General features: G+C 60.8%; 25 protein-coding genes. 9 read left to right on the top strand and 16 right to left on the bottom strand.

The window, feature by feature from the left end:
• Positions 1–288 precede the first annotated feature (288 nt).
• Positions 289–1,143 (top strand): Hint domain-containing protein, encoded by an 855-nt coding sequence (locus tag Q0677_RS03085; RefSeq protein WP_298905653.1) that lies wholly within the window; start codon positions 289–291, stop codon positions 1,141–1,143.
• A gap of 28 nt (positions 1,144–1,171) precedes the next feature.
• Here the strand turns inward: Q0677_RS03085 and Q0677_RS03080 are convergent, their stop codons facing one another.
• Genes Q0677_RS03080 through Q0677_RS03070 form a run of 3 tightly spaced genes read right to left on the bottom strand, consistent with a single transcriptional unit; the run spans position 1,172 to position 3,381 of the window.
• Positions 1,172–1,831 carry a bifunctional 2-polyprenyl-6-hydroxyphenol methylase/3-demethylubiquinol 3-O-methyltransferase UbiG gene (locus tag Q0677_RS03080; protein WP_298905652.1) on the bottom strand — a complete coding sequence of 220 codons (660 nt, stop codon included), beginning with the start codon at positions 1,829–1,831 and terminating at the stop codon, positions 1,172–1,174.
• 57 nt (positions 1,832–1,888) lie between these two features.
• Entirely contained in the window at positions 1,889–2,518 is a 630-nt protein-coding gene (locus tag Q0677_RS03075; RefSeq protein WP_298905651.1) for a LysE family translocator, read from the bottom strand.
• 20 nt (positions 2,519–2,538) lie between these two features.
• On the bottom strand, positions 2,539–3,381 hold the full coding sequence (locus Q0677_RS03070) for a TIGR00730 family Rossman fold protein (protein ID WP_298905650.1): 843 nt from the start codon (positions 3,379–3,381) through the stop codon (positions 2,539–2,541).
• Between the two features lie 217 nt (positions 3,382–3,598).
• Between Q0677_RS03070 and dapD the strand changes: the two genes are divergently transcribed.
• Entirely contained in the window at positions 3,599–4,426 is an 828-nt protein-coding gene (gene dapD, locus Q0677_RS03065; protein ID WP_133485039.1) for a 2,3,4,5-tetrahydropyridine-2,6-dicarboxylate N-succinyltransferase, read from the top strand.
• Positions 4,427–4,491: 65 nt separating this feature from the next.
• Here dapD and Q0677_RS03060 read toward each other — a convergent pair whose 3' ends face one another.
• Positions 4,492–5,508, bottom strand: coding sequence for a transporter substrate-binding domain-containing protein (locus Q0677_RS03060; protein ID WP_298905649.1), 1,017 nt, complete (start codon positions 5,506–5,508; stop codon positions 4,492–4,494).
• A gap of 162 nt (positions 5,509–5,670) precedes the next feature.
• Here Q0677_RS03060 and Q0677_RS03055 point away from each other — a divergent pair, with 162 nt between their 5' ends.
• Entirely contained in the window at positions 5,671–6,024 is a 354-nt protein-coding gene (locus tag Q0677_RS03055) for a hypothetical protein (RefSeq protein ID WP_133485042.1), read from the top strand.
• Entirely contained in the window at positions 6,021–6,650 is a 630-nt protein-coding gene (locus tag Q0677_RS03050) for an HAD hydrolase-like protein (protein WP_298905648.1), read from the top strand. Before Q0677_RS03055 ends, Q0677_RS03050 begins: the two co-directional genes overlap by 4 nt.
• 4 nt (positions 6,651–6,654) lie before the next feature.
• Here Q0677_RS03050 and Q0677_RS03045 read toward each other — a convergent pair whose 3' ends face one another.
• On the bottom strand, positions 6,655–7,227 hold the full coding sequence (locus Q0677_RS03045; RefSeq protein WP_298905647.1) for a hypothetical protein: 573 nt from the start codon (positions 7,225–7,227) through the stop codon (positions 6,655–6,657).
• Positions 7,228–7,392: 165 nt separating this feature from the next.
• Here Q0677_RS03045 and dapE point away from each other — a divergent pair, with 165 nt between their 5' ends.
• The 3 genes from dapE to Q0677_RS03030 are packed head-to-tail and all read left to right on the top strand — an operon-like array spanning position 7,393 to position 11,980.
• A complete protein-coding gene (dapE, locus tag Q0677_RS03040; protein ID WP_298905646.1) occupies positions 7,393–8,550 on the top strand; it encodes a succinyl-diaminopimelate desuccinylase in 1,158 nt (385 codons plus the stop codon).
• Entirely contained in the window at positions 8,547–10,802 is a 2,256-nt protein-coding gene (gene rnr / locus Q0677_RS03035) for a ribonuclease R (RefSeq protein WP_298905645.1), read from the top strand. Before dapE ends, rnr begins: the two co-directional genes overlap by 4 nt.
• Positions 10,803–10,828: 26 nt before the next feature.
• Positions 10,829–11,980 (top strand): lytic murein transglycosylase, encoded by a 1,152-nt coding sequence (locus Q0677_RS03030; RefSeq protein ID WP_298905644.1) that lies wholly within the window; start codon positions 10,829–10,831, stop codon positions 11,978–11,980.
• A gap of 79 nt (positions 11,981–12,059) precedes the next feature.
• Here the strand turns inward: Q0677_RS03030 and Q0677_RS03025 are convergent, their stop codons facing one another.
• The 11 genes from Q0677_RS03025 to Q0677_RS02975 all read right to left on the bottom strand — a co-directional run bounded on the left by Q0677_RS03025 (position 12,060) and on the right by Q0677_RS02975 (position 22,103).
• Entirely contained in the window at positions 12,060–13,007 is a 948-nt protein-coding gene (locus tag Q0677_RS03025; RefSeq protein ID WP_298905643.1) for an MBL fold metallo-hydrolase, read from the bottom strand.
• Positions 13,008–13,134: 127 nt separating this feature from the next.
• Positions 13,135–13,827 (bottom strand): ribulose-phosphate 3-epimerase, encoded by a 693-nt coding sequence (gene rpe, locus Q0677_RS03020; RefSeq protein WP_298905642.1) that lies wholly within the window; start codon positions 13,825–13,827, stop codon positions 13,135–13,137.
• An 87-nt stretch (positions 13,828–13,914) separates the two neighbouring features.
• Positions 13,915–14,406, bottom strand: a complete 492-nt coding sequence (locus tag Q0677_RS03015; RefSeq protein ID WP_298905641.1) for a hypothetical protein — start codon at positions 14,404–14,406, stop codon at positions 13,915–13,917.
• Positions 14,406–14,900, bottom strand: a complete 495-nt coding sequence (locus tag Q0677_RS03010) for an RNA pyrophosphohydrolase (protein WP_298905640.1) — start codon at positions 14,898–14,900, stop codon at positions 14,406–14,408. Before Q0677_RS03010 ends, Q0677_RS03015 begins: the two co-directional genes overlap by 1 nt.
• 94 nt (positions 14,901–14,994) lie before the next feature.
• The gene (locus Q0677_RS03005) at positions 14,995–16,329 is read right to left on the bottom strand and encodes a S41 family peptidase (protein WP_298905639.1); all 1,335 of its coding nucleotides are present in this window, start codon (positions 16,327–16,329) and stop codon (positions 14,995–14,997) included.
• A 4-nt stretch (positions 16,330–16,333) separates the two neighbouring features.
• A complete protein-coding gene (locus Q0677_RS03000; RefSeq protein ID WP_298905805.1) occupies positions 16,334–17,497 on the bottom strand; it encodes a peptidase M23 in 1,164 nt (387 codons plus the stop codon).
• Positions 17,497–19,017, bottom strand: coding sequence for a 2,3-bisphosphoglycerate-independent phosphoglycerate mutase (gene gpmI, locus Q0677_RS02995; RefSeq protein WP_298905638.1), 1,521 nt, complete (start codon positions 19,015–19,017; stop codon positions 17,497–17,499). The genes Q0677_RS03000 and gpmI overlap by 1 nt, the downstream gene beginning before the upstream one ends.
• Before the next feature lie 38 nt (positions 19,018–19,055).
• A complete protein-coding gene (locus Q0677_RS02990; protein ID WP_298905637.1) occupies positions 19,056–19,616 on the bottom strand; it encodes a carboxymuconolactone decarboxylase family protein in 561 nt (186 codons plus the stop codon).
• A gap of 252 nt (positions 19,617–19,868) precedes the next feature.
• On the bottom strand, positions 19,869–20,339 hold the full coding sequence (gene rlmH, locus Q0677_RS02985; RefSeq protein ID WP_282181864.1) for a 23S rRNA (pseudouridine(1915)-N(3))-methyltransferase RlmH: 471 nt from the start codon (positions 20,337–20,339) through the stop codon (positions 19,869–19,871).
• A gap of 16 nt (positions 20,340–20,355) precedes the next feature.
• Positions 20,356–20,721, bottom strand: coding sequence for a ribosome silencing factor (gene rsfS / locus Q0677_RS02980; RefSeq protein ID WP_298905636.1), 366 nt, complete (start codon positions 20,719–20,721; stop codon positions 20,356–20,358).
• A 176-nt stretch (positions 20,722–20,897) separates the two neighbouring features.
• Positions 20,898–22,103 (bottom strand): mechanosensitive ion channel domain-containing protein, encoded by a 1,206-nt coding sequence (locus tag Q0677_RS02975; RefSeq protein ID WP_298905802.1) that lies wholly within the window; start codon positions 22,101–22,103, stop codon positions 20,898–20,900.
• A gap of 439 nt (positions 22,104–22,542) precedes the next feature.
• Here Q0677_RS02975 and leuC point away from each other — a divergent pair, with 439 nt between their 5' ends.
• Both leuC and leuD read left to right on the top strand, forming a co-directional pair.
• Positions 22,543–23,952, top strand: a complete 1,410-nt coding sequence (gene leuC / locus Q0677_RS02970; RefSeq protein ID WP_298905635.1) for a 3-isopropylmalate dehydratase large subunit — start codon at positions 22,543–22,545, stop codon at positions 23,950–23,952.
• Between the two features lie 12 nt (positions 23,953–23,964).
• Entirely contained in the window at positions 23,965–24,570 is a 606-nt protein-coding gene (leuD, locus tag Q0677_RS02965) for a 3-isopropylmalate dehydratase small subunit (protein WP_298905634.1), read from the top strand.
• The last annotated feature ends 148 nt before the right edge of the window (positions 24,571–24,718 follow it).

Here is a 24,718-nt window from a genome sequence, read left to right as displayed (position 1 = left end):
TTATGTACGCAGTCGCGCCCAACAGAACGCACCCAAAACCAATCTCGTTTCGCGAGTTCCCTACGCACATTAGCTTATTTTTAAGGGAAATTTGACAGACTCAAATCCAATTGGCTAAATATAACGACTTTCTGAGTGCTGGGGAGAGGTGGGCTCAATCCCAGAGAGAGTGTGTGTGTGCGGGGTATAAACATGGCGTTATTAACGCTTACGTTTCCGCCGGGGACTGTTGCATATGTTTCTAAGTCAACCGGTGATTGGTATGTAGATTCTGTCAACACCACCGAGGTGGTCATTACCGTCGATGATTTGGACGGTGACGGATTTATTTCGAATGACGAATGGGATGCAGCCGTATCTGGGGACGGCAATGATATCGGCGATACCACCTACTTGTATCAAGATGGGGGAACGTCAGGCGTCCTTTACTCCACGGATGGAACGACGACATTCACCGTTGGTCAGAACGTCACAGACATTCGCGCGGGCATGTCGAACCATTTCGAAGGGGATGTGTCGGCGGTTGTGTGCTTTGCGAATGGAACATTGATAGCAACACCCAATGGCCAACAACCGATTGAGACCCTCAACGAAGGGGATCAGGTTCTGACGGACAAGGGCGAAAGCCGTACGATCCGTTGGATTGGGCGCCGTCAGGTGTCTCAGTTTGAACTGCTCCTTGCGCCTAAGCTTTGCCCGGTTCGCATTCGCGCTGGCGCCTTGGGCCACCAGCTGCCGGAACGCGACCTGTTGGTCAGCCGTCAGCACCGGATCCTGATCCGATCCAAGGTCGCCGAGCGCATGTTTGGCACGAAAGAGGTGCTGATCCCCGCCATCAAACTTGTCGGCTGCACGGGCATCGAGGTTGAAGAGCAGCCCCGCGCGCTGGAGTATTTCCACATTCTTCTGGATGAGCACGAGATCCTGCTGGCAAATGGCGCCCCTGCCGAAAGCCTATTTACCGGGCCGGAGGCGCTGAAATCCCTGTCACCCGAGGCGGTCGAGGAAATCGAGACCCTATTCCCCGAGGTGCTGGAACGGATCGCTCAACAAGGCCCAGCGGCCTTGGTGCCGTCCAACACAAAGATCAAGCGCATGATCGAACGGCATATCAAGAACGCGAAAGAGCTGATCAGCGGTTAACGGTCCACACGGTCAGTCCCGCGATGGCTTACCGCCTTCTAAACTCACTCACATACGTCGCCTTGCCCACATGCGCGCTGCGGGTTTCGGTTGTCGTATCAACTAGTTCCAGCCCGCAAGCGACAAATGCCTCAACGTGATCGGGGGTCAGCACCCACGGCGGGCCTTTCGCAAAATCACGCGGCGCGTCGCTGACTTCGGCGACCACAAGCAGCGTACCACCGGGTGCGACGAAATCCGAGATGCTTTTGATCAGCTGCGCTTCGTATTTCGGTGGCAACGCCTGCACCGTGAAAATCTCGAGCACGAAATCAAAAGCACCTCGCCAATCGGGCTGATCTTCCAGCAGGTCCGCCTGCAAGAAGTTCACATTCGACTCAGGAAATCGCGTCTTGCAGTACTCAATCGCGGTGGCCGAGACATCAAACGCCGTGACCGCAAAGCCAAGATCCTCAAGCGTGATGGCATCGTCGCCCATACCGCAGCCAACCACCAGCGCAGTCCGACCACCCCCAGAAACTGATTGCCCCTTCAGCCAGCGCGCAAAGGATGGATGGGTCGCCATGTTGGCCCAAGGCACACCGTTACCCTGCTGGTCGGCGTTGGAATAAAGGGGCTCGAACCAATCCGAGGGGCGCTCCTCATCAATGTTAAATGGGGGATGTGCTTTCTGGTCTTCATTCGACATCGGAACTGAGCCTCTGGTATTTGCTGGAAAGACGACTGCGCGCTGCTAATGAGGTGCCTATTGCTGCACTACAGATTTCAAGCCAAGAAGAATAGCCGCCAAAACCATGAAGCCGCCGCCAATCCGGTCGATCCACAGTTTTGCCGACCCTTTGAAACGCGACGCGATCCAGCTTGCACCCAGCCCATAGGCGGACAGGAACATCCCGTCCATGATGATATAGGTCGCCGACAGAATCAGGAATTGCGGCCAAAAGGCTCCGTCTACCGAAATGAACTGCGGAAACAGCGCCGCAAAGAACACAACGGCTTTCGGATTTGCGGCCGATGTCAGGAACCCTTGCATCCAAAGCGCATAGAGCGACACGGAACTATGCGTGTCCTGCATCCCCGCCCCGCCCGGTTTCGCCCGCAGGATCATGCGCATGCCGAGCCATATAAGATAAGCCACACCGGCCCATTTTATGACGGTCAGCGCAGTGGCGGACGCCGCGATCAGGACCGCCAGTCCAAGCCCCGCCGCCAGCATTTGCAGCGCATTGGCAAAGAGGTCCCCGGACGCGGTAGACAAGGCGCGCCGAAAGCCATGCGCGCCGCTGTTTGACATCATCAACAGCTGACTAGGACCCGGCGTGATCATCAGTGCCAACACCGTTCCGATATAGAGGGTCCAGCTATCGAACGTCATGTGTCATCTCGTGCTTGCACTTACCGACCCGGCAGCTCCTCGCGCGCGTCGCGGCTTGGCCAGTTGTCGATCGCGTCCACGGCTTCCTGCGCTGTTTCGACGAATTTGAACAGGTCCAAATCCTCAGCGCTGATGGTGCCGGCGTCGGACAGGGCCTCCCAATTGACGATCTTGGTCCAAAACTCGCGACCAAACAGAAGGATCGGGACTTTCTTCATGCGCCCGGTCTGGATCAGGGTCAGGCTTTCGAACAGCTCGTCCAGCGTGCCGAAGCCACCGGGGAAGATGGCAATCGCCTCGGCGCGCATCAGGAAATGCATCTTGCGGATGGCGAAATAGTGGAAGTTGAAGCACAGATCGGGCGTCACGTATTCGTTCGGTGCCTGTTCATGCGGCAGCACGATGTTCAGACCGATGGACACACCGCCCGCGTCTTCTGCGCCGCGGTTGCCGGCCTCCATCACGCCGGGGCCGCCGCCGGTGACAACGACATTCTCGCGGTGATTATTCACCTTCGAGCGCAGAGTCAGCAGACGCGCAAACTCGCGCGCTTCGTCATAGAACTTGGACAGGTCGGCCAGTGTTTTGGTCCGGGCATCGTCCTTCTTCGCAGGCTCGGGAATGCGCGCGCCACCGAACAGCACCACGGTGCTTTCCACGCCATATTCCTGCATCATCAGCTCGGGCTTCAGAAGCTCCAGCTGAAGGCGCACCGGGCGCAGTTCGTCCCGGCACATGAAATCCAGATCGTCATAGGCCAGCTTATAGGCAGGCGCGCGGGTCTGCGGCGTATCCGGCGTATGGCTGGCGGCTTCGCGGTCCTGATGACTGTCACGAAGCGGGTGGTTGCGGTCGTCTTTCATGGCACTGGTCCTGTCACAGTTTGCGTCTCTACCCCAAGGCGTAGCGGCTTTACGCCGCAAGGACCAGTGCCGGATGGTCACCTTCGCGCGATGAAAACGTCGCTTGGGGGGCGCTTGTCGCCGCAGATGAGCGCACCCGGCCCAATCATCGTTGCGAAAAAGGGTCGTGGGCCTTATAGGCCATGTGGAACATTTACGCGCCTACGGAGATACCGACATGTCGAACGCCCAATTGGAAGCCGCCATCGAAGCCGCCTGGGAGGCACGCGATACCATCACCCCGTCCACCGGCGGTGAAACTCGTGAAGCCATCGAAGCAACGCTGAACGCTTTGGACAGCGGCAAACTGCGCGTTGCTGAGAAGCAGGACAGCGGTGACTGGCACGTGAACCAGTGGGCGAAGAAAGCCGTGCTGCTTGGCTTCCGCCTGAAAGACATGGAACAGCAGGATGGCGGCCCGCAGGGTGGTCACTGGTGGGACAAGGTCGACAGCAAGTTCAAAGGCTGGGGTGACGCTGAATGGACCGAGGCAGGCTTCCGCGCCGTGCCCAACTGTATCGTCCGTAAGTCGGCCTATATCGCCCCCGGCGCGGTTCTGATGCCGTCCTTCGTAAACCTTGGCGCCTATGTTGACGAAGGCACCATGGTCGACACCTGGGCCACCGTTGGTTCGTGTGCTCAGATCGGTAAAAACGTGCACCTGTCGGGTGGCGTTGGCATCGGTGGCGTGCTGGAGCCCATGCAGGCCGGCCCGACCATCATCGAAGACAACTGCTTTATCGGCGCGCGTTCGGAAGTCGTTGAAGGCTGCATCGTGCGCGAAGGCTCGGTTCTGGGCATGGGCGTGTTCATCGGCCAGTCGACCAAGATCGTCGACCGCGAGACCGGCGAAGTGATGTATGGCGAAGTACCTGCTGGTTCGGTTGTGGTTGCGGGCTCGATGCCCTCGAAGAACGGCATCAACCTCTACTGCGCCGTGATCGTCAAGCGCGTGGATGCCAAGACCCGCTCGAAGACCTCGATCAACGACCTGCTGCGCGATTGATCTGACACATAATCCGGCCCGCACCTTGCTGGGCCGGACAGCTTCATTCGGCGGTCATGCGATGATTATCGCGGGCCGCCGAACCACTTTACGGACAGATCCGAATAGACGCCGGTTTCGATCAGGCGCAGCAGCGCGACGTTGATGTCTTCGCGCAACGGGCTGCCTGTGGGCAGGGCAATGCCATAGCTTTCCGGACGGAACACGCTGTCCAGCACCTCGCCATAACGGGCGCCTTCATTCTGGGCGTAGTGGGCCAGAATGGGACCGTCGAAGATGACGGCGTCCAGCTCGCCCTGTTCAAAGTCGCCCAGCAGCGTGTCCAGCGAGTCATAGCCCGAATAGACCATGCCGCGATCCTCAAGGAAGATCGACGCGGTAGAGCCATCGGTCGTGCCCACGCGCTTACCGTCCAGATCCGTCACCGAATGGATCGACCCCGAAATCGCGCTGACCGTGATCGACGCGGTGATATGTGCCACAAAGACCGACACGACGAACAGGCTTGAGATCACAAGGAACGTGCCAAAGAGCCGCCCAAAGATGGACCGCGGCATACGCTCTTCAAAGCCGCCATTCACCACCAGATTCAGCGCCCACCAGAACGCAGGAAACATGGCCTGTTTGGCGTTGCCTTCAAAATAGGGTTGCTTATCGCGTTCAAAGAACCACATCAGCATCCCGCCACCCAGAAGCAGCGCAAAAGCGGCCAGAATGGCCAGCGCCAGATCAAGACTGATCAGGGTCGACCAGATGCTGACCCCGTCTTGATCGCGCGGCACCATGATGCGCAGGCCGCCATGATAGATCGGCTGCGAGAAATCCATACGGCTTTCCCGGTCGCGCGTGATCGAGATATTGGCAATTGCCCCATCGACCTGCGCAGTTTCGACCATCTGCAACATCTTAGGGAAGCTGTCGACGACCTCGAAGCTCACGATCTGCCCCATTTCGGCGGCAATCTCGGTCATCAGGTCGATGGCAAAGCCCGTCGGCGCGTCCTCTCCGGACATCGCGAAAGGAGGCCTCTCGACCGTCACAAATTCAAGATCAGTTGCCTGAGCATATGACACTGTGGCCATACAGATCGTTGCCAGACACACAGCGGCCAAGTGGCGGAGCCTTTGTGCAATCATCGCGCTTTCCCCAAAACTATACTTCCCACATACCGCGACCGGCGCAACGTGCCAACTGTTAGCGTTTGACACTTGTGCTTTCCGTGGCGTTCTGGCACCCCTTTTTTCATGACCAAGACAACCAAAACCAAGAAGCCTCACAAAGTGTATACACTGCTGGTTGAGGTGGGACGGAAAGACGATGACGGCCTGCCCGAGGGCGCAACGGGGGCTGCGCTGGTGTGCTATGCCTCCGGCGTGGACGAAGCCGAAGCCGTACGCGAGACCGTCGCCATTCTGAAGCAGGCCGATTTGGCCCCGCTGGATGTCAGCGGATACGGATCTCTGGATGACCGTCTGGCCGAGGGCCACGACATCCCCGCCGAGGAACGCAAACTGATGGGCCGCGCGTTGGCTGAGAACAGCGTGATCGTCGCCCAGATGACCCCGTTCTTTGATGACGAGAAAAGGCCCCTGCAATGATCTTTTGGGATCTGGATGGCACGCTGACGGATCCCAAGCCGGGCATCACCGGCAGCGTGATCAAGGCGCTGCAGGATCTTGGCCTGCCCGCGCCAAGCGCAGATGATCTGGAATGGGTCATTGGCCCCGCGCTTTTGTGGAGCTTTGAAAAGCTCGGCGCCCCCGACCCGGACGCGGCGCTCGAGGCTTACCGCAAGTACTATAATCACGGCGGCGGCATGTATGATTGCACCGTCTATGACGGCATTCTGCCCGTGCTGGACGATCTGTCGACGCGCCACGAGATGAGCATCGCCACCGCGAAGCCCCATGCCTATGCCCGCAAGATCACCGCGCATTTCGGGCTGTCCAAACACATGGCGCACGAGTTCGGACCCGAGATGGACGGCACGCGCAATGACAAGGCCGAGCTGCTGGCCCACGCCCTGACGATCATCGGCGACGACCCTGCGCGCTGCGTGATGATCGGGGACCGGCACTATGACCTGAAGGCCGCCCGCGCCAACAACATGGCGTTCATCGCGGTGGATTGGGGCTATGGCGGGCAGGACGATATGTCGGACGCGGATGCCCACGTGAAAACGCCCGACGAATTGCCGGGCGTCATTGCGTCGCTGATCGGCTAACGCCTCAGGGCGTTACGATCGTGACAAAGCTGTCCGGGATCGACGGATCCTGCATCGCGAACTTGTCCAAGGGAATGATCAGTGTCGCCATATCGCCACTGTCCGACAGCGTGCCATTCGTTTCGACGATTTGACCTTCGATCGTAAAGGTCAGGTTCCGCCCCACCAACATCTGCTGCATCATCAGCAGCATGCCGGGATCCATCCCGCCTTCGGCCACGCTTGCCTTCATCTCGGCCAGATCGAAGGAGACGCGCACATTCCCGTCCTCCAGCTTCTCGATCTTGGCGGTCTGGTCGGGGTCCATACCCTCTTCCGCGGCTTCCAACTCAGCGATCATTTCGTCGATCGTGCCGGTCATCTCGGTCGTGCACTGATAGTCGCCATTGTCCAACGTCGTTGCGACACCGTCCTCGCACATGTCCTCGCCGCTCGAGGCCATCATCTGATACCCCTCAGGCCCCATCGTCACCGTGGACGAGACGGTCGCGTTGTCGCCATCGATCTTCAGGGTCAAATCCATGTCAACACAGGCAGACAGCGGCAAAAGGCATAGAAGGAACAGGAGTTTACGCATGGGGCGCTCCAATCAGGGGTTGCAATATGCAGGCAGGTTAGCGGCCACGTGGCGCAGGGTCCAGCGTGACAGCGCGCATTGGCCCTTCACGGGCGGGGTTTCGCGGGCAAGGGCCGTTTCCACCGGTCGCGGCACCTGTTAAGGGTGGGTGGAATGGAGAATGTGATGACGACGACCCAACCTGCCCCGCTTGATCCCGTGGACCTGACCCAACGACTTGTGCGCTGCGCGTCGGTCACGCCGGACGAAGGCGGAGCTTTGACGCTGCTAGAGGGCATTCTGACCGGCGCGGGCTTCACCTGCACCCGCGTGGACCGGGGCGAGGTGTCCAACCTGTTTGCCCGTTGGGGGTCCAAGAACGCGCGCACGCTGGGCTTCAACGGCCACACCGATGTGGTCCCTGTGGGCGATGTCGACGCGTGGAGTGTTGATCCATTTGGGGCCGAGATCCGCGACGGATACCTCTATGGCCGGGGGGCAACCGACATGAAATCGGGCGTGGCCGCTTGGGTGGCCGCCGCCGTTGATTTCACCCGCCATGCGCCCGAGGATGCATCGCTCGTCATCACCATCACCGGGGACGAGGAAGGTCCAGCCACCGACGGCACCGTCGCCATTCTGGACTGGATGGAAGCGCAGGGCGAGAAGATGACCGATTGCGTCGTCGGCGAACCCACCTGCCCGAATGAGATGGGCGAGATGATGAAGATCGGGCGGCGCGGGTCCATGACTGCGTACTTCACCGCACGCGGTGTGCAAGGCCACGCGGCCTATCCGCATCGCGCGCTGAACCCAGTGCCCGCGCTGGCCCGCCTGATGGCCGATCTGGCCGCGCATGAGCTGGACAAAGGCACCGATCACTTCGACGCCTCGACGCTGGCCGTGACCACCATCGACACTGGCAACCCAGCCACCAACGTGATCCCCGCCGAAAGCCGCGCCACAGTGAACATCCGCTTCAACGACGCGCATAGCTCGGACAGCCTGACCAAGTGGTTGCAGGCCGAAGCCGAGCGCGTCGGCAAGGACACGGGCGTGGATATCGAGATGGTCGTGAAGGTCTCGGGCGAAAGCTTCGTGACGCCTCCGGGTGAGTTGTCAGACTTAATCTCGAACGCCGTACAAGCCGAAACGGGGCTGGTGCCCGAGGCGTCCACATCGGGCGGCACGTCAGACGCACGCTTCGTGCAATATCACTGCCCTGTGGTCGAGTTCGGCCTTGTCGGGAAAACCATGCATGCGGTGGACGAACGGGTCGAAGTCGCCCTGATCCCGCAGCTCAAATCCATCTACAGCCGCATCATCCAGGACTATTTCGCATGAGCAAACTGCCCACCAAGAAGGCCATTCTGGACTGGATTTCCGAGAACCCGACCCAAACCGCCAAGCGCGACATCGCGCGGGCGTTTGGCATTCGCGGCGCGGCCCGGATCGACCTGAAGCGCATCCTGAAGGAACTCGAGGCCGAGGGGCATCTACAGAAACGCAAGAAGACCTATCGCGATGCGGACAAGCTGCCGCCCGTGTCTGTTTTGCGCGTCGAAGGGCCGGACGCGGACGGCGATCTGTTCGCCTACCCGACCGAATGGACTGGCGAAGGCGCAGCACCCCGCGTACTTTTGGTGGCCAAGGATGGCGACCCCGCACTGGCGCAAGGCGAACGCATCCTCGCTCGCCTGACCGAGGTAAAGGACGAGCATCACGCCTATGAGGGTCGCCTGATCCGCCGCATCGGCACCAATCCCCAACGCATTCTCGGCATCTTCCGCAAAGGCTCGGAAGGGGGGCGCATCGTGCCCATCGACAAAGGTGCCGACAAGGAATGGATCGTTGCTCCCGGCGCGGAAGACGGCGCCAAGGATGGCGAGTTGGTCGAGGCGCAGCGCTCGGGCCCCAAGGCACGCATGGGCCTGCCCCGCGCACGCGTTGTGGCTCGTCTGGGTGATCCGACCGCGCCCAAGGCGGTCAGCCTGATCGCGATCCACCAGCACGGCATTCCTGACGCCTTCCCCGACCGCGTGATCGAAGAAGCCGACGCGCAGAAACCCGCAGGCCTGAAAGGGCGCGAGGATCTGCGCCGCCTGCCCCTGATCACCATCGACCCAGCGGACGCACGCGACCACGATGACGCGGTCTATGCCCATGCCGACGACAACCCGAAGAACCCCGGTGGGCACGTGGTCTGGGTCGCCATTGCCGACGTCGCGCACTATGTAACGCCCGGCTCCGCGCTGGATAACGAGGCCCGCAAGCGTGGCAACTCCAGCTATTTCCCTGACCGCGTGGTGCCGATGCTGCCCGACCGTTTGTCAGGCGATCTATGCAGCCTGCACGAAGGCGTCCCGCGCGCTTGTCTGGCGGTGCGTATGGTGCTGGACGCGCAGGGCAACAAGAAAAGCCACAGCTTCATTCGCGGGCTGATGCAATCGCATGCGTCCTTGAATTATGCCGAGGTGCAGGCCGCCCAAGACGGCGCACCGAACGAAAAATGCGCCCCCCTGATGGACGACGTCATTGCGCCGCTCTACGCCGCCTACCGGTCCGCCAAGCTGGCCCGCGAGGCACGGCAGCCGCTGGATCTGGACTTGCCCGAACGCAAGATCGTGCTGGGCGAGGACGGCAAGGTTGCCTCGATCGACTTCGCCGACCGCTTCGACGCGCATAAGCTGATCGAAGAGTTCATGATCCTTGCCAATGTCTCGGCCGCGGAAGAGCTGATGCGCCTGCAGCGCCCGCTTTTGTTCCGTGTGCACGAGGAACCCAGCCCCGAGAAACTGGAGGCCCTGCGCGAGGTTGCACAGGCATCCGGCTTTACGCTGGCCAAGGGGCAGGTTTTGCAGACACGGCACCTGAACAACCTGCTGGCGCAGGCCGAGGGTAGCGAATTTGACGAACTGATCAACATCTCAACCCTGCGGTCGATGACGCAAGCCTATTACTACCCCGAAAACTTCGGGCATTTCGGGCTGTCGCTGAAATCCTACGCACATTTCACATCACCCATCCGGCGCTATTCCGACCTGATCGTGCACCGCGCGCTGGTGTCCGGCCATGGCTGGGGCGATGACGGACTGTCGCCGCAGGATATTTCCGGGCTGGAAGACACGGCCAAGCATATCTCGGAAACCGAGCGCCGCTCGATGCTGGCGGAACGTGACACGACCGACCGCTATCTGGCGGCCTATCTGTCCGAACGCGTGGGCGGCGAGTTCACTGGCCGCGTGTCTGGCATTGCGCGGTTTGGACTGTTCGTGAAGCTGGATGAAAGCGGCGCGGATGGGCTGGTACCTCTCAGCACGCTGGGCAACGAATACTTCCGCTACAACGCCGACGATCAGACCCTGACCGGCGAGCGCTCGAACTTCACCCTTGGACTGGGCCAACGCGTCGTCGTGCGCCTGACCGAGGCGATCCCCACCACCGGCGGGCTGGCACTGGAACTGCTGGAAGTAGAAGGCCGCAAACTGCCCCGCACATCCGCCCGCAAGGGGGGGAAATCTGGACGCAGAAAACCCGTGAACAATGCGCGGAAAAAAGCCAAACTCAATCGAAAGGTGAAACGATCCCGGCGGTGACGCCGGTTGGGATGGCGAGGACGATTGTGACGGACGTAGTGGGTGACGCGGAAAAGCGATTTGATCAGTGGCGGGATGGCTACATCGTAAAGGCAACGCAATCGGGGATCTCACAAGAGACGCTTGAGCGCGCGAAACCCTATCTGGTGTTGGATCCCAGCATTCACGAACAACAATCCAATCAAGCTGAATTCGCGCTGAACATCACCCAATATCTTGATCGCGTCGTCACTCTGGATCGGGTCAGCAAAGGCCGCGCCACGTTCCGCAACAAGCGGCAAATCTTGAACGACATCGCCGAAGCGTACCGCGTGGACCCTCAGGTCATTCTGGCGATCTGGGGGGTCGAGACCAACTATGGCCTCGTGCGAGGCGAACATTCCGTTCTGACCGCCTTGGGCAATCTAGCCCATAACGGCCATCGCGCAGATTTCTTTGAAACCGAGCTGACCACCGCCCTGTCGATCATCGATGGGGGCCATGTGGGTGCCGATGCGATGCTCGGATCTTGGGCCGGGGCGATGGGGCATGGGCAGTTCATGCCCTCAAGCTTCCTGAACTTCGCAGTGGATCACGATCAGGACGGCAAGCGTGACATCTGGTCGAACGATCCGACCGACGGGCTGGCCTCGATCGCGAATTACCTTGCCCAGCATGACTGGCATGAAAGCCAGCCTTGGGGGATCGAGGTCCTGTTGCCCGACGGGTTTGATTTCACACAGACCGGTCCCGAACACCGCCTGCCCATTGCCGATTGGAATGGCTTCGGAGTGCGCACGATGGAAGGAACCGCGCTGCCGGATTACGGAGATGCCTCGGTGCTGTGCCCCTCGGGCGCAGCGGGTCCGGCGTTTCTGGTCAACCACAACTTCCACGTGATCCTGACCTATAACCGGGCCGAGGCCTATGGCATTGCCGTCGGGCACCTGTCCGACCGTCTGGCCGGATCGCGGGACAAGATCACCCCCTGCCCCGAGGGCCTGACGCCCCTGACACGCAGCCAAATGGCCGAGCTTCAGACACACCTGACGGCTGCCGGGTATGACACGCAAGGGGCAGACGGCTTTACCGGCCCCAATACGCGTGCAGCACTCCGTGCCTATCAAAGCGCGAATGGGCAAGTGCCGGATGGATTTGCGACGCTCGTCTTAATGAACGGGCTCATCCAAAACGCCTGATCCATCGCCGCATTTTCTTGTCAGAAATATCCCGGGGTGAGCGCGCAGCGCGAGGGGCAGAGCCCCTTACCTGCATCGTTTATTCGAATTCCATCTCGGCATAGACCTGACCGGCATTCTTGGTGGCCAGTTCTTCAAACGTATCGTGGTGCTCGAAAGGGGATTGGTCGACGTAATAAGCTTCGTCCAGCGTGCCGCCCTCGTCCAGCAGTTTGCCAACCTCACCGCGCAGGTGTTTCAGATAGTCGATCGTATGCGCCTCAACCTGCGCCATGTTGGTCGGATAGCCGTGGCCGGGGATCACATAGGTCGCGCCGATGGGGGCAAAAACGGTCTCCCACGTTTCGATCCAGCAGCTGGTGCAGGTGTCTTCGAAAATCGGCGGGATGCGGTTGTGGAACGCCATGTCGCCCGCGATCATCAGGCTGTCTTCGGGGATCCAGACCTGAATGTCACCCGGGCTGTGGGCGGGGCCGGAGTAGAGCACCTCGATGGTTTTATCGCCCATCGTGATGACCTCTTTTTCCTCAAACGTGCGGGTCGGGCCCATCGGCTCGGTGCCTTCCCAGTTTTCCTGCGCATAGCGCTTCATGCCTTCAAACAGCTGCCCCGCGTATTCTTCAAACTCGTGGGCTGCGTCCACATGGGCCAGCACCTCGACCCCCTGATTGATCCAATAGTTGTTGCCCAACATCGCGTGGCCCTGCCCGTTCTCGTTAATCACAAGCTTCACGGGCTGGTCGGTGATGGCTTTGATTTCGGTGTGCAGCGCCTCGGCCAGTTTATAATTCGCGCCCGCGTTCACGACGATCACGCCGTCACCGGTTACGATGAAGGACAAGTTGTTGTTATGACCCACGTTTTCATAGGTGGGCGGCGCGGTCGCACCGATGGCGGACCAGACATTCGGGATCACCTCGACCGGTTTTTCATACAGGACCGAGTCCGGGTACTGGTCGGCGATGTCTTCGTCCGCCAGCGCAGGCAGGGCAAGACAGGTCAGGATGGCGGTGGTGATGCGAAACATGGGATCCTCCGGAAATCAGTTCCGGATAGATTGTCACATTCGCATGTGTTGTTCTAGCAAAAAGAGAACGTGTCCCGCCGGGGGATTTTAAGCCTCCGGCGGGGATATTTCCGACAAGAAAAAGAGCTTAGCCTTGCACGGCCGCAGCGGCGTCACGCAGGGCGCGAATGTTGTTGCCATAGACCTCGGGTGTGTCGACCGAGCCGCCTTTGAACACGGCCGAGCCTGCGACGAAACAATCCGCGCCGGCTTCGACCAGCGGGCCGATGGTAGTGGGATCAACGCCGCCGTCCACTTGGATGTGGATGTTACGGTCACCAATCATCTCGCGCACTTGGCGCACTTTCTCGACCGAGGACGGGATGAATTTCTGACCGCCGAAACCGGGGTTCACGCTCATCACCAGCACCATGTCACAAAGCGGCAGAAGGTGTTCGATCACGGATGCCGGGGTGCCGGGGTTCAGGCTGATGCCCGCCTTGGCGCCAGTGGCCTTGATGGCCTGCAGGGTGCGGTGCGGGTGGGGGCCGGCCTCGTAATGGGCGACGATCATGTCGGCGCCCGCGTTGGCATAGGCCTGAATATAGGGATCGACGGGGGCGATCATCAGGTGCACGTCCATGAAGGTTTTCACATGCGGGCGGAAGGCTTTCACGGCGGGCGGACCGAAGGTCAGGTTCGGCACGAAATGGCCGTCCATCACGTCCACGTGTACCCAGTCGGCACCTTGCGCTTCGATGGCTTGGATTTCCTGGCCAAAGTTGGCGAAATCAGCAGAAAGGATCGACGGGGCGATCTTGATGGAACGATCAAAGGACATGGGGGCCTCCGGGCAGCATGGATTTGCCGCCCTTATAGAGGGTTTCGCGCGTTTGCGAAGGGTGAAAGCGCGCCTTGCCCGATATGGTCAACGGAAAGGCAATTCCGGGTCGCAGCGCTTGCCTTGAATGCAGGCGGTGACTTTGGACAGGATGTCGTCGTCGGGGTCTTGGAAGGCGAAGCCGCCGCATGGATTGACCTCCAGCAGATAGCCGTCGCCCACTTTCTTCAGATAGACCAAATAGTCTGCCCCATTGCTCAACCCCGAACACCACGGGCCCGCGCACATCACGTTGATGTTGATGTCGCGGACGAACTGCGCGGTAAAGCCCGCGCGGGTCAGGGCTTGGCCGTCGATGCGTCCGGTCAGGAAGTTGTCGGGTTTGACGTCTTCCTGATGGTCCCAATCCACCTTGGGCAGCTTGCTTTCATCGAAGCGCAGCGTGCCGTGGGCGACCACATAGGCGTCATCCGAGTCTGCCGCATCGTTAAACGCGGCGATGGCGTTGTAGGGCCGACACGACAGGGCCGAAGCGGTGGTCGGCACCGCCATCACAATCGCCAGGAACAAAGCACGCATCACAGATACTCCTGAAATCCTTCCATCACCTTGGCATAGATTTCGCGTTTGAAGGGCACGATATTATCGACGACCTCGTTTGTGGCCATCCATTGCCAACGGCTGAATTCGGGATGGTCGGTTTCGATGTTCACCTGCGCGTCGTCGCCGTGGAAGCGCAGAAGGAACCAGCGCTGTTTTTGACCGCGATAGCGTCCCTTCCAGATCTTGGGCACGATGTCATGGGGCAAGTCATAGGGCAGCCAGTCGTCCAGCTCGGCCTCGATCGTCACAAGATCCGAGGTGATGCCGGTTTCTTCCCACAGCTCGCGCAGAGCGGCGTCGCGGGGGTCTTCGCCATCATCCACCCCGCCCTGAGGCATCTGCCACGCGGTCTGCGTGCCCAGCTTGGGCGCGTCCAGACGTTGGCCGACAAAAGCTTTGCCGTCTGTGTTCAGGATCATGATGCCCACGCAGGGGCGATACGGAAGTTTTAAAATCTCTTCGGGGGTCATCGGGGCCTCGTCGTTTTTTGCGACCCTAACGAGAGGCGCGCAAAAGGAAAAGGGCCACCCGAGAGGGCGGCCCTTGGTGTTCATGCGACAGAGATCAGTCGTCTGTCTTGATCGTCGCCAAACCCTTGATCAGATCGACGGCGTAGGACAGTTGGAAGTCCTCATCACGCAGCTTGGCGGCCTCTTCGGCGGCTTCGCGTTCTTCTTCGATCTGACGGCGTTCGTCATCGGACAGGCTGTCATTGTTCAGGCTGCCGCGCAGGTCGGCTTCGCTGCGCTGACGGCCGTTATCCTCGTCCGCATCTTCGCTTTCAGGCTGACGGGGGGGCTGTTCGACCACAATGTCGGGCGACACCCCCAGCGCTTGAATGGAACGGCCCGAAGGGGTGTAGTAGCGTGCGGTGGTCAGGCGCATCGCGCCTTCGGATGCCACGGGCATCACTGTCTGAACCGAGCCTTTGCCGAAGCTTTTCGTGCCCACGACAATGGCGCGGCGATGGTCCTGAAGGGCACCGGCGACGATCTCGGACGCCGAGGCCGAGCCGCCATTGATCAGCACCACGATGGGTTTGCCTTCGGCCAGATCGCCGGCTTGCGCGTTCACACGCTCGCTTTCTTCCAAGGTGCGGCCACGGGTCGAGACGATCTCGCCGCTGTTCAGGAAGGCGTCGGACACGGCGATGGCTTGGGTCAGCAGACCGCCGGGGTTGTTACGCAGATCCAGCACCACGCCTTCGACATTCTCAAAGCCACCCAGCGCTTCGACCTCGCGGGCCAGACCGTCCGCCATGTTGGGATAGGTCTGATCGTTGAAGGTGGTGACACGCAGCACAACCGTGTTGCCCACGGTGCGTGCCGTGGCGGCGGTCAGCTTGATGGTGTCGCGGATGATCGAGACGTCAAAGGGTTCGTCCACGCCTTCGCGGACCACGGTGATGATGATCTCGGACCCGACCGGACCGCGCAGCTTGTTCACCGCCTCGTCCAGCGTCAGACCCAGCAGGCTTTCGCCATCCACATGGGTGATATAATCGCCGGTCTCCATCCCTGCGTCATCGGCAGGGGTGCCATCCATCGGCGAGACGACACGCACGAAGCCCTCTTCCTGCGTCACCTCGATGCCCAAACCGCCGAACGACCCACGGGTCTGCACGCGCATGTCGGCAGCATCCTTGGGCGACAAATAGCTGGAGTGCGGATCAAGCGAGGACAGCATACCGTCGATGGCAGCCTCGATCAGATCGCCGGGTTCAACCTCTTCCACATACTGCGCGCGGATGCGTTCGAAAATGTCGCCAAACAGGTCAAGCTGCTCGTACACCGAAGCGTTTTCGCTGGCGTCCTGCGCGACCAAGGGGCCGGCAACCTGTGTGGTCAGAATGGCGCCTGCCAAGGTTCCGCCCAGCGCGGCCATCACGAATTTTTTCATTCCATCATTCCTTGCCTGCCGCGAACCAAGTCGTGGGATCCACGGGCTTTCCGTCATATCTTAGCTCTATATAAAGCGTTTCCGAGCGTTCTGCGCCAGTTCCTTCCTCCGCAGCGATCAAAAACGCTTGATCATCGCCTGAACTGGCCGCCGGATCGGCCCCGCCCATCAGCCCGACAGGCGCACCTTGGGCCAGTACCTCACCAATGTCTCCGTACAGCTGTCCCAGCCCGGCCAGCACCAGAAGGTACCCGTCACCGGGTTCCAGAATGGCGACGTTACCATAGTCCAGAAGCGGGCCGAGATACCGGATCGTGGCGGGCCACGGTGTCGTGACGATCGACAAGGGGCGCGTGGCGACAATCAAGCCGGGGCGCTGAATGCCTGCCGCGTCGCGTTCACCGTATCCACGCAAAACACGGCCCAGAACCGGCATTGCGAGCCGCCCGCGCGCCGATGCGAAATCAGGCAGAGCGGTGGCGCTGGCAGTGGCTTTCGGGTCGGACATCAGACCTTGCGCAAAGCTGGCCAGCGTGTCGGCGCTTTCCACAAGGGTTTTCATCCGCGCCTTGTCCGCGACGAAACGGCGGGGCAGTTCGGTGCGGCGGGCCAGCGCAAGGCTCAGCTCGAACCGTGCTTCCTGCACGCCGGTCAGGCCGGTTTGCAGCGTCTCCACCGCGTTTTCCTGCAGCGCACGCAGGGTGCGTTGCTCTTCCAAACGGGCGCGCAGGTCTTCGGCCTGCGCTTGCAGGGCCGGCGTCACCTCGGACAGGATCATGCCGGACCGCGCGGTGCCAAGGGGGCCAGAGGGGTGGATCAACAGCGCGGGCTCGGGTGCTTTTCCGATGGTTTGCAGCACACCCAGAAGCTGGCCCAGACGGTCGCGCTCGGCCTCGAACGCCGCTTCCAGCGCTGCCTCGCGCAGGTTAATCCGGCGCAGCCCGTCGCGCAGGGCGGACAGGCCTTCCTCATACGCTTGTACGGTTTGTGTCAGGGCCGAAATGCGATCCCCGGATTTCTCAGCGTCTTGCAGGGCTTGGGTGGCGACCTCAAGCTGAACCATCGCCGCGCGGGCGGTCAGGGTCGGATCGGATTGCGCCGCCAGCGGCCCGGCCGCGCAGGCCAAGGCAAGGCCCGCCAGAAGGGGCTGGAGGGCGCGGCGCAAGATCACGAACGGATCAGGCTTTCGCCGGTCATCTCGGCCGGTTGCTCAAGCCCCATCAGTTCCAGAACCGTGGGGGCCAGATCGGCCAAACGTCCGTGTGCCAGCGACGCCCCTTCCGGTCCGCCCATCAGAACAACGGGCACCGGGTTGGTGGTGTGCGCAGTATGCGGGCCGTTGGTGGCGTCATCCCACATGGTCTCGCAATTGCCGTGGTCGGCTGTGACGATCATCGCGCCGCCGACCTCTTCCAAAGCCGCAATCACCTGCCCCAAGCCATCGTCAACCGCTTCACAAGCCGCGATGGCCGCGTCGAGGTCCCCGGTATGGCCGACCATGTCGGGGTTGGCGAAGTTGGTGACGATCAGGTCAAAGCCGTCATGGATCGCCTGCACGAAATGCTCGGTCACATCGGGGGCCGACATCTCGGGCTGAAGGTCATAGGTCGCGACCTTGGGCGACGCGGCCATATAGCGGGTTTCGCCCTCGACCGGGTCTTCCTTGCCGCCATTCAGGAAGAAGGTGACATGCGGATATTTCTCGGTCTCGGCGGTGTGGAACTGGGTTTTGCCGTGCTTGGCGACCCATTCGGCCAGCGTGTTCACGATGTCGCGCTTCGGGAAGCAGGTGGTCATATAGCCGTTATGTGCGTCGGAATACTCGACCATGCCCAGCAGAGCGGACAAGGTCGGGCGGGTGCCCACGTCGAATTCTGCGAATCCCGGCTCGCCAATGGCGCGCAGGATTTCGCGGGCGCGGTCGGCGCGGAAGTTGATGAAGAAGAGGCCATCGCCATCTTGCAGACCGGCATGTTCGTCAATGATCACCGGACGGATGAATTCGTCCGTGGTTTCGTTGTTATACGCAGACGAGATCGCCGCATCGACCGTGCTGAAGATCTTTCCGTCACCTTGCGCGATGGCCTTGTAGGCCAGCGAGACACGCTCCCACCGGTTGTCGCGGTCCATCGCGAAATAGCGGCCCGACAGGGTGACGATCCGCGCGCCCTCGGGCAGGTCTTGTTGGAAGGCAGCCAGCTGTTCGCGGGCGGATTGCGGGGCGACGTCGCGACCATCGGTGATGGCGTGAATAGCGACGGTCAGACCGGCCTCGGTCAGTGCTTTCGCGGCTGCGACAAGGTGATCTTGGTGGCTGTGCACACCGCCGGGGCTGACAAGGCCCGCGATGTGGGCGGTGCCGCCTGCGGCTTTGACCTTGGCGGCGAAATCCAGCAGCGCGTCGTTCTTAAAGAAGCTGCCATCCTCGATCGCCAAATCGATCTGCCCCAGATCCATCGCGACCACGCGGCCTGCGCCGATATTGGTGTGGCCGACCTCGGAATTGCCCATCTGGCCGGTGGGCAGACCCACATCGGGGCCGTGGGTGATCAGGGTATTGTTCGGGCAGGTCGCCATCAGCCGATCAAAGTTCGGCGTCTTCGCCAACGCGGGCGCGTTAAAGGCGGTGTCCTCGCGCAGACCCCATCCATCCAGAATGCACAAAACAACGGGTTTCGGGGTAGTCATGGCAAGGTCCTCTGTCTGCTCGCCTTCTATCTATGGGGTCATGGGGGCAGGTGCAACGGTTGAGGCGCGGCCCGGCGTTGCTCGGGCGCGATCTGCAGTGCGTCGTTGAACCGGTTGAAGGCGCCGGTCAGGGCAATGCGCCATGTCAGCTCGACCATCTGAGCGTCGGACAGATGGGCGCGGAGGGCCTCGACCTCGGCGTCCCGCATCTTTCCATGGCGGGTGGTGACCGCTTCGGCATAGAGGACCACATGGCGTTCAAGCGCGGTCAGCTCGGGATGGTTTTCGACGTCGGGCAGTCGCTCGATCCCCTCGGCGCTCAGGCCGGTGACTTGCAGCTTGGGGCCGTGGTTCGTGGTGCAATAGTCGCAGGCGTTGATCTTGGACACGGTGACCATCGCCAGCTCGGACAGACGCGCAGGCAAGGTCGTGCCATCGCGCAACGCGGTCAACATCGCCCCCACCTGTTCCAGCACGGGCGGGTTATGGGCGGCGACCCGAGACCAGTTCTCGAACGCGCCATAGGCGGCCATCTGGTCAAATGCGGCGCGGGTCTGGGCGTCGAAATCGCTGTCGGGCTTTTCAGGCAAACGGGGCATGGGCGCGGTCCTTCTTTGTAAGGAAGGTGCGGGGCATTGGCCGAAGGTTCAAGGGCGCGGGTGCGGGATCACTGGAAGGTGATTGCAATAGAAGAGCGGAGGACAGATGACAGACCGCCCGGCGGCACCGCCGGGCAGCGCCCGTCCGCCCCGTCAAACCATAGGTTTGCCTTTGGCAAAACGGGCGGGCGCTTCGCTTCCGCCCGCGGACAGGCGATGCCCTCAGCGCATTTTATGGGATTTCGGACCAGATCAAACCCGATGATACGGGCTGCCCGCCAGAATGCTTGCCGCGCGATAGAGCTGTTCAGACAGCATCACGCGGACCAGCATGTGGGGCCAGACCATTTTGCCGAAAGACAGGCTGGCATCCGCTTTGGCGCGCAGGGATGGGTCGATGCCGTCCGCCCCACCGATGACAAAGGCGACATCCTGACGCCCTTCGTCCCGCCAACGACCCAGAAGTTTGGCGAAATCGGGCGAGGACATGACCTTGCCGCGCTCATCCATGGTGCAGATCAGCGCACCTTTGGGAATGGCACGTTCCAACAGGGGCGCTTCGGCAGACATGCCGCCGCCCTTCTTGTCTTCGACTTCGTGGATTGAAAGGGGTCCGAGGCCCAGTGCCCGCCCGGTCCGATCGAACCGGGTGGCATAGTCGTCGATCAGCTCAAGCTCGGGCGATTTGCGCAGCCGTCCGACCGCGCAGACATGCACGCGCATAATATCGCCCCCTTGATCAGGTCGTGGCGTCTGCTGCGCCGGGTTCCATCCACATCTTTTCCAGTTGATAGAACTCGCGCACTTCCGGTCGGAACACGTGGACGATCACGTCGCCCGCGTCGATCAGAACCCAGTCGCCCTGACCCTTACCTTCAAGTTTCGAGAAGACGCCCATTTCCTTTTTCAGCTTATCAGTCAGCTTTTCGGAAATGGCGGCCACCTGACGTGTCGAACGGCCCGAGCACACGACCATGTTGTCGGCCATCTGCGACTTGCCGTTGAGGCTGATCACCACAACGCCTTCGGCTTTGTCATCTTCAAGGGACTTCAGGACAAGGGCCAGCATCTGCTCGCTGGCGGTTTTTCCGGGGTTAGCCGTCATTTCGGGATCCCCTGCGGCTGCGCCTGATGCAGCCTCTGTTTGCAAAGACAGGACATTGTCCTCCTAACATTACACACCGTTCCGCCCCGGTGCTGGGCATAGAAGAATCGTAACACCGCGAGCAGATAAGCTCAATCCACAGTGTTTCAAGGAGACGTGAAGGGTGTGTAAACAGGTCACGGATCGATTTTAGGGCCTGCATCCTCGAGCATCCGCACCTCGCGCTGCGGGAACGGGATCGAGATGCCGTACTCGTGGAACGCATCCCACAGCGCCAGATAGACATTGCCACGAATGTTGGTCAGCCCGCCGGATGGATCGTCGATCCAGAAGCGCAGGATATAGTCGACTGAACTGTCGCCAAAGCCCACAATATGACAGACCGGAGGTCGGAAGCTCAGCACGCGGTCCACGCTGCGGGCGGCCTCAATCGCGATACGGCGGACCTCATGGGGATCGTCGCCATAGGCCGTACCAAAGAAGATATCCAAGCGCACGAAGGCATTGGTGTGCGACCAGTTCACCACCTGCCCGGTGATCAGGTCTTCGTTCGGAATCAGGTATTCACGACCGTCGCGCGTGACGACCGAGACATAGCGCGCGCCCAGTTGCTCGATCCAACCGAACGTGTCGCCAAGGCTGATCACGTCGCCGGGCTTGATCGACTTGTCCAGCAGGATGATCACCCCGGACACAAGGTTCGACACGACCTTTTGCAGACCAAAACCAAGGCCCAGACCAATGGCACCGGACAGGAAGGCAAGCCCGGTCAGATCTACGCCCACTGCTTTCAGCGCGATGAAGAACGCGGCGCCATAAAGCCCCATCTGCAGGAACTTGACCGCCAGCACCTTCATCGAGGGCGAGATGTCGTCATTTTCCTGAATGCGCGCGGCAGACCCGCGGCTGAGCATCCGCGCCAACGCAAAGAGGATGCCAAGGATGACCGCCACACGCAGGATCGTCCAAAGCGAAATGCGGAAGTCCCCGACTTCAAGTGCGAGGTTGTCCAGAACGCTGGCGGTTTCTTCGGTGATGCCAAGGAAATAGAGCGTCACATAGACCCACATGCCCCACATGGCGATGCGCCGTATCACGCGGTTTTCAATGACAAAGGCGGCAAGGCCAACCAGCAGCCACGCGGTGACCATCGTTGCCACAAGCGCAATCAGGTAACTGCGCGACGGCCATGTGACCTCGCGCATCACGGACACGGTGCCCCATGACAGCACGATATAGGCCATCATCGCGATGCGATTACGCAGGTGGATGGCAAAGCGCAGCTTGCGTTTGGACCACCCTTCGCGGGCGCGTAGCCATGTTTCGACCTTGGGAAGCAGAAGCCGAGAGATGATATAGGCCGTCGCCGCCAGCCCCAACATGATCAGAACCTGATACAAGCGCCATGTCTGGCCAAGGCTGATCACGAAGTCGCCGCCGTCTTCCCACAGCGCCCAAAGCTGTTCGGTCAGGGACGGCCCAACCGCGTCCGCGGGTTCTGCGGGCGTCTCTGGTTTGACCTCTGCTGTGGGATCCTGCTCCATTCCCTCTCCTTTTTTGGCAGCATGGCATGGTCCCATGCGGAAGGTCCAGAGCCTCGCCCCTTGCCCTGAAGGGCGGGAACGGTTATCTCAGCGCCATGACTCGGATTTTTGACATGGATGACCACGCGTTCTTGCCGTGGCGCTTTTACGGCGCCCAGAACGCTGTGCTCGCCCGACTATAAGCTGTTGCCACCCGCACGGGTGGCTGCTCATCGCCTGTAATCGGGCCGATGATCCCTGTCACACATCACACCTTTGACCATCCACGGAGAGCGACATGACCGCCCCGAAGACACTCTATGATAAAATCTGGGATGCCCACGTAGCCCACGAAGCTGAAGACGGCACCTGCCTGCTGTATATCGACCGCCATCTGGTGCACGAAGTGACCAGCCCGCAGGCGTTTGAAGGCCTGCGCATGGCCGGCCGCAAGGTGCACGCACCGGACAAAACCATCGCCGTGCCGGACCACAACGTGCCGACCACTGCGGGCCGTGAAGACCCGGCGCAGATGACCGAAGAAAGCCGCATTCAGGTGGCTGCTCTGGACAAGAACGCCAAGGAGTTTGGCGTGCACTACTATCCGGTTTCGGACGTCCGTCAGGGCATCGTGCACATCGTTGGCCCGGAACAGGGCTGGACCCTGCCCGGCATGACCGTTGTCTGCGGCGACAGCCACACTGCGACCCACGGTGCGTTTGGCGCACTGGCCCACGGCATCGGCACCTCGGAAGTGGAACACGTTCTGGCCACCCAGACGCTGATCCAGAAAAAGTCCAAGAACATGAAGGTCGAGATCACCGGCAAGCTGAAGCCGGGCGTGACCGCCAAGGACATCACGCTGGCCGTGATTGGCGAGACCGGCACCGGCGGCGGCACCGGCTATGTCATCGAATATTGCGGTGAAGCGATCCGCGATCTGTCGATGGAAGGCCGCATGACCGTCTGTAACATGGCCATCGAAGGCGGCGCCCGCGCGGGTCTGATTGCGCCGGACGAGACCACCTTTGAATACGTCAAAGGCCGCCCGCACGCCCCGAAAGGCGCACAGTTCGAGCAGGCTCTGGAGTACTGGAAGACGCTCTTCACCGACGAAGGCGCGCATTTCGACAAGGTCGTCACGCTGAAAGGCGAAGAAATCGAGCCGGTTGTGACCTGGGGCACCTCGCCCGAGGACGTTCTGCCGATTTCGGGCGTTGTTCCCAGCCCATCGGATTTTGAAGGCGGTAAGGTCGACGCAGCTGCACGCTCGATCGACTATATGGGTCTGACCCCGGGCCAGAAACTGACCGACATCGAAATCGACACCGTGTTTATCGGATCGTGCACCAACGGTCGTATCGAAGACCTTCGCGCCGTGGCCGATGTGGTCAAAGGCAAGAAGATCAAAGACGGCATGCGCGCCATGATCGTTCCCGGTTCGGGTCTGGTCCGCGCACAGGCAGAAGAAGAAGGCCTGGCCGAGATCTTTGAAGACGCCGGTTTTGAATGGCGTCTGGCAGGGTGTTCGATGTGTCTGGCGATGAACCCCGACCAGCTGTCCGAGAACGAGCGCTGCGCCTCGACCTCGAACCGCAACTTCGAAGGTCGTCAGGGCTATAAGGGCCGCACCCACCTGGTGTCGCCCGCAATGGCCGCCGCTGCCGCGCTGACCGGTAAGCTGACCGACGTTCGTGACTTGATCTAAGAGGACCGCAAAATGGAAAAGTTTGAAAAACTCCAAGGTATCGCGGCCCCCATGCCGCTGGTGAACATCGACACGGATATGATCATCCCGAAAGTGTTCCTGAAGTCGATCGCCCGCACCGGGTTCGGCAAGAACCTGTTTGACGAGATGCGCTACAACCGCGACGGCACCGAAATCGAAGATTTCGTGCTGAACAAACCGCAGTACCGCAATGCCGAGATCCTGATCGCTGGCGACAACTTCGGCTGTGGTTCCTCGCGCGAGCACGCCCCGTGGGCAATTGCTGACTTCGGCATCAAATGCGTGGTGTCGACCAGCTTTGCAGACATCTTCTTTAACAACTGCTTCAAGAACGGCATCCTGCCGATCGTCTTGCCGCAGGAACAAGTTGATGTGCTGATGGCCGACGCGGAAAAGGGCGCCAACGCCCGCATGACCGTGGATCTGGAAGCGCAGGAAATCACCACCTCGGACGGCGAAACCATCGCGTTTGAAGTGGATGCGTTCAAGAAACACTGCCTGCTGGAAGGTCTGGATGACATCGGTCTGACCATGGAAAAGAAAGCCTCGATCGACGCTTTCGAAGCCAAGGCATCGGCGGCCCGTCCCTGGGTCTGATTGTCGCCAATCAACTAAAAGTAAGGGCCAATCCGCGCGATTGGCCCTTTTTTTGTGCCAATCTGGTGCATTCCAGCATCATTTGTGGCCTTTTTGGGGCGAAACTCCCTCGAATTGTACGCAAAGCCTTGCGGCCCCGTGCACTTCC

The sequence above is a fragment of the uncultured Aliiroseovarius sp. genome (assembly GCF_947492455.1).
GTDB lineage: Bacteria > Pseudomonadota > Alphaproteobacteria > Rhodobacterales > Rhodobacteraceae > Aliiroseovarius.
Note: the sequence above shows the minus strand (reverse complement) of the source record. Positions and strands in the feature narration are given on the sequence as shown.